5 protein-coding genes and 1 pseudogene are annotated in these 5213 nt (G+C 60.9%); 3 read left to right on the top strand and 3 right to left on the bottom strand.

Annotation, left to right across the window (positions count from 1 at the left end):
* Positions 1-99: 99 nt before the first annotated feature.
* Positions 100-894, top strand: a complete 795-nt coding sequence (locus EOA85_RS26870) for an IS110 family transposase (RefSeq protein ID WP_348627931.1) — start codon at positions 100-102, stop codon at positions 892-894.
* A 265-nt stretch (positions 895-1159) separates the two neighbouring features.
* Here EOA85_RS26870 and EOA85_RS26875 read toward each other — a convergent pair.
* Positions 1160-1495 (bottom strand): annotated as a pseudogene (locus EOA85_RS26875) (transposase); the annotation flags it as partial.
* A gap of 328 nt (positions 1496-1823) precedes the next feature.
* Here EOA85_RS26875 and EOA85_RS26880 point away from each other — a divergent pair.
* Entirely contained in the window at positions 1824-2066 is a 243-nt protein-coding gene (locus EOA85_RS26880; RefSeq protein ID WP_164759901.1) for a DUF982 domain-containing protein, read from the top strand.
* A 224-nt stretch (positions 2067-2290) separates the two neighbouring features.
* Here the strand turns inward: EOA85_RS26880 and EOA85_RS26885 are convergent, their stop codons facing one another.
* Complete coding sequence (locus EOA85_RS26885) at positions 2291-3175, bottom strand: LysR family transcriptional regulator (RefSeq protein WP_127211784.1); 885 nt, start codon at positions 3173-3175, stop codon at positions 2291-2293.
* A 133-nt stretch (positions 3176-3308) separates the two neighbouring features.
* On the opposite strand from EOA85_RS26885, the gene EOA85_RS26890 reads away from it, so the two are divergent.
* The gene (locus tag EOA85_RS26890) at positions 3309-4220 is read left to right on the top strand and encodes a DMT family transporter (protein WP_245486029.1); all 912 of its coding nucleotides are present in this window, start codon (positions 3309-3311) and stop codon (positions 4218-4220) included.
* A 285-nt stretch (positions 4221-4505) separates the two neighbouring features.
* On the opposite strand, the gene EOA85_RS26895 is transcribed toward EOA85_RS26890, so the two are convergent.
* Positions 4506-4763, bottom strand: a complete 258-nt coding sequence (locus EOA85_RS26895; RefSeq protein ID WP_127211786.1) for a hypothetical protein — start codon at positions 4761-4763, stop codon at positions 4506-4508.
* Positions 4764-5213 lie beyond the last annotated feature (450 nt).

Raw genomic sequence — 5213 nt, forward strand, 5'->3', positions numbered from 1 at the left:
CAGATCACCATACCGGCCCGCGGCTTCTTGAAAGGCCGCAAGGAAAAGGCCTGAGAGAAGAACGCACTCGATCACCGGGCACATCAGGTTGGAAGGCTCTTGCATCGAGGGCGGCAACCAGAGAAGATCGACGATCGGGACGCTGAAGCCATCGCCGAAGCCGCGACACGGCCGACTATGCGATTTGTCGAGCTGAAGACGGCGGAGCAGCTGGACATCCAGTCGCTGCATCGGGTTCGTTCAAGGCTGGTGGGCGCGCGCACGACGCTGACCAACCAGTTGCGCGCCATTCTGCTGGAGCGCGGCACGACTATCGCACAGGGACGCCGCAAGCTCGAGCAGGCTGTGGAGGCATTGCTCGCCGATCCGGACTTCATGGCCGGCCGCATTCGCCGCCTGCTTGCGGAGATGCGGGAGGAATGGCTTGATCTCGACCGCCGTATCGAGGCTTTGGATCGGGAGTTCGTCGAACTGGCCCGCAACGATGCAGCCGCTCGGCGCCTGACGTCGATCCCCGGTATCGGTGTTCTCAATGCCACCGCTCTCGTCGCCGCTGTAGGGGACGGCTCGTCCTTCGCAAGAGCCCGTGATCTCGGCGCATGGCTGGGGCTCGTGCCCCGGCAACATACCACCGGCGGCAAACCCAGGCTGCTCGGCATCTCCAAGCGCGGCAACAAATACCTGCGCACGCTGCTGATCCATGGGGCAAGGGCGGCCTTGCCGTCGCTGGCCCGAAGCCAGACGTTGCTGGGCGCGTGGCTGCGTAGCCTGCTCGTCAGACGGCATCGCAACACAGTGGTGGTGGCGCTGGCCAACAAACTCGCCCGCATCGCATGGGTGATATTGCGTCGCGAGGCACCCTTCGAGGCCGACCGAGCCACGGCAACCGCCTGAAATAATTAGGTCAGCGGCGACACGAATGGACGCCGCCCGACCGATGATGTCTGCGAGAGGACTTTGAAAGATGGCCTGACGGTCGAACCGACGTTCTGGAAGCCTGGTTCAAAAGATGGCGCTTCGACGCCGTGACTTTTATGAGGCCCGGAGCGTGCGGATCTCCATCTTGGCGACGGCAATCAGCCGACACGCCGTATACGTTGATGCAGACCAGCCGCCATCAGAAATAAACCTCTTGCCGACGGGCGGGCCATACGTTTTTGAATGTCCAGCCGTGGCCGCGAAGCCAGGCGCTCAAGGCGCTGCGGCTGATCCGCACCGACTGCTCGGCGACCAGCCGCTCCACCATCTCGTTCAGCGTGATGTCCTTGCGTTCCTCGATCAGCCCGACGATGAAGGCTTCATGCGCATCGAGGCTGGAGGCGCGGCGGCGGCCCTGCGGGCGTGGTGCCAGTTCGCCGATCTTCGCCCGCGCAATCCAGCGGATCGCGCTGGACACTCCCACGCCGAACCGCGCCGCCGCTTGCCGCGCCGACATCCCCTCGTCCGAAGCCTTCAAGACCCGCGATCGAAGATCCCCGCTCAATGCTCTTCCCATCGTCCACCTCCATCGAGGTGGATGTTGAATCAGCACAAGACGCAGCTGTCACATCACAATCGATTCATCGATCACAGGACGTGCTCTAGCGTCCTTGCCGAAACAACACCACTTTAGGACCTCCGCACGTCAGCAAAAATTCGATATCGGGCCAACCTTGTACTGCCTGAATTTCGTCCCGGTTCAAAAGGTGCCAGCAAGACCTTTGTTGCCTTTTCGAGAATGATCGGCATTCTCGCCACGGATTCGGCAGGCCGGGCTTGGTCGGACCATCTGCAGGATTCTTTCAAGACCGTTGGCGAACTGAGGGAAGCTCTTGGCGGGCGATTTGGATGCGAAGCGTTGGAAGAGCGATGTCCGTGTGGAACTGGGCGGACGCCTTCCACCCGAGCGGCGGCCGAGTGTCTTCTCCGCATCTGGCCGACGGACTGGCGGGCCGCGCCACAAGAAGGCCCGCGAAGCCTGCATCGCGGTGCTGAAGGGCGAGCAGCCGCCCCGTTTTGCGCGGCAGGCTTTCGTCGAGGCCGCCCGCGAGGCCGGAATACTGGTCGTGGGCGTTTTTCCCGGCTGACGCGTCCAACGAAGCGATCGCGAGGCGGCGGAATGGCTGCTCTACGGCCGTCGCCGACGTCGACGTCAGGTCGCAGGATCATGTCGCGGTATTTCTAATGGTTGCGGCAATGACATGGGATGCAAAAACGGTCGGAAACCTAGCGTCAACTGCTCTGTCTCGGGTTTTTAGGAATTTGCGACAGATAGTACGCAACAAGCAGCCGGCAGACTCGGGAAGTCCGGCTATCGCCCAACGGCAAACGCTGAAAAGTCGAAGGTATTCACATAATAGCGGAATGCGGCCTGCGCCTTGGACTGGTTCGTCAGGTTGGGGAAGATCAGCATCATTTCATAGGGCGGAATTTCCCAGCCGGGTAGCAGTTCCACAAGCCGGCCGACCGCGACGGACGGCTGGCACACATAGGCGGGAAGGAGTGCGACCCCGCCGCCCGCGATACAGGATTGCAGCAGAAAGCCCATCGAGTCCGAAGTCGCGGCCGCAGGCGGACGCATGACGATCGGTGTATCGTCTGACGAGAACACCCATTCAGGCTGCGCATCATGCACCAGGCAGCGGTGATGCAGAAGATCGGTCGGTTCCCGCAGAGGACTGCCAGCCGCCAGATAGGCCGGGGCGGAGACGAGAACCCGTTTAATCGATGAGACACGCCGCACGATCAGGTCCTGACCTGTGGTCGTGCCAACGCGAAAAGCGAAATCAATCCGCTCGCGGATAATGTCGAGATGCCGGTTTGTGGCGATCAGCTCGACCGCGATCCGGGGAAACTGCGTGGTAAATCCGTGTAGGAAGGTCGGCATGAAATAGCTGGCTGTTACTTCCGGGCAGGTGATCTTCAGCGTCCCGACAGGCTGTTCCTTCAGATTGGTCATCGCCATGTCCGCAGCCGAGACCTCTGCGCGAACGCGGCGGCAGTATTCGAGGTAGACCTGGCCGCTGCCGGTGAGGCTGACGTGCCGGGTGGAACGGTTGAGGAGCCGCAGTCCCAGGCGTGCCTCAAGCTGGGCGATTCGCTGGCTGACTGTGGATTTGGGCATCCCGAGCCGCCCTCCGGCACGGGTAAAGCTGCCCGTTTCGGCGACTTCGGCCAAAATGATCATGTCGTTCACGCCGTCCAAAGCGCCGCATCCTCTTTCGTGTCGCTGCCATTGTGCAATAGCACGGACAAAATGTCCGTATAATCAGAATTGTTGGAACGTTCTCGGCTCGGTAGCCTCGGCGCGCGAAGGAGGGGACGTGAAAATGTCGATCAGCCAGACGGCCCCAAAGGCGGACAGGGTGGGCATCGCCGTTGCGGCGATGGTTTTCACTGGCCTGACGCTTTCCATCGCGGACGCGATCATCAAGGTCACGATCTCGGCCATGCCGCTGTCGCAATTCATTTTCCTGCGGTCCTGCGTCACGCTGCCCTTGTTGATCTCGATCCTGAAATGGCGCTTTCCGCAGGTATCGTTGCGCCCAGCCTATCCTGGCTGGGCCATCGTGCGAAGCAGCCTGCTTCTGTCGAGCCTGCTGATCTACTACGCTTCACTACCGCGCCTCGACTTCTCGATTGCCGCGGCCGTCTATTACACGATCCCGCTGTTCATCACCCTTTTTGCGGCCTTCGGGATCAGGGAACCCGTCGGGGTGCAAGGTTGGATCGGAGTCGGCCTCGGCTTCGCCGGTGTGCTGCTCATGCTGAAGCCGCAGGCCGGCGATGTTGGCATCCATGCCGTGATGCCGCTGGTTTCCGCGATCCTTTACGCTCTGGCGATGGTGCTGACGCGCACCAAGAGCCGTGGCGAAAACCCCTTTGTTCTGGCGCTGATCTTCAACGTGATAGCGATCGCTCTTGGGGGTGGCGCGAGCCTAGCGACCGTGATGGCTGGGAGCGAGGGCGCACAAAGCCTCTTCGTCGGCGAGTGGATTCCAATGGGCTGGACACAATGGGCCCTGATCGGGCTTTTGAGCATGATGATGCTGATCGGCAGCGTCGGCACGGCCATCGCCTACCAATTGGGACCATCCTCGATCATCTCGACCTGGGACTTTTCCTATCTGGCCTTCGCAGTGCTATGGGGCATCGTGTTGTTCTCGGAACGTCTGGATGCGGCTTCCATGCTCGGTATCGTTGTGATCGCGCTGGCCGGGATTATCGTCATCCGGCGTTAGCGGCGATATATTGGAGCACCGAGGGCAGGACGGCTTCAGGCTCTTTGTGACTGTCGCAAAACTCCTTGACCTTCGCACGCTGCAAAACTCTGCGATGACTTTAGTGCCTTTCGAAACCTTCCATGGCTTTGACGGTATGCAGGCAGCGGTCACCGGCGAGGGATTCCGGCAATCGAGTTGACCCCTTCGCGTTTTAAGGAGAGGGTCAGCAACACGAGACCGAGGCTCGCAACAGACACCGACAGATAGACAGAATGGAACGTCCCGAAGACGGATTTTGCGAAGTCACCAACGAATCCCCCAGAGTGCTTGAGAGGCCGAGAAGGGCATTTGCGACGTCAAAGACGGTTGTCGACGCGGCGGGATCGAAGGACTTGCTGAGGCTGGGAAAAGGCGAAACATCGAGAAATAGACCAGCCCATATAGGGCTGCTGCGGCCATCAGGCTGGTCGTATTGGGGTGGAAGAACGAAGACAACAACACAGCGAGGAAGCGGATCGTGAGTGCTGTCCGGATGCCGGCGCGGTCGGCAATGAAGCCCATTGCGAAGCGGCCTCACATGCCGACAAAGCCGATTGGCGACCACTCACCGCCAAACTCATTGGCGCAGCGACGTTTCTATCGGGTCAGGCGAAGCTTCTTGAATATGCCGCTCATCTCGTTGCCATGGCACGGTCAATCGCCCTCTCAGTCTCGCCATTGACGGAGTTGCTCTTCAAGCGTGCGCCGGCGAGCTCGAGGAGCGCGCAGGCTATCTCTTGCTGGGTCCAGCCGGATTCCGCTGCCCGCTCAGCCAATTCGTGGAAGGCCGGTTCCAAGGCGAGCTGGCATTGAAGGCCGCGGTCCGGATGGTCGGCTGGGCAGCTTGGTTCCACGATCGCCATGCTTGATCGCTTCAATGCAGGCCATGGGCTCTCGCCCCTCTCCTTTTGCCACACGAGGCGCGCCAGCTCACGTGTTGTTGTTGGTGTGCGCCACGGCAACCGCTTCATC

Source organism: Mesorhizobium sp. M5C.F.Ca.IN.020.29.1.1, assembly GCF_003997375.1.
Lineage (GTDB): Bacteria > Pseudomonadota > Alphaproteobacteria > Rhizobiales > Rhizobiaceae > Mesorhizobium > Mesorhizobium wenxiniae.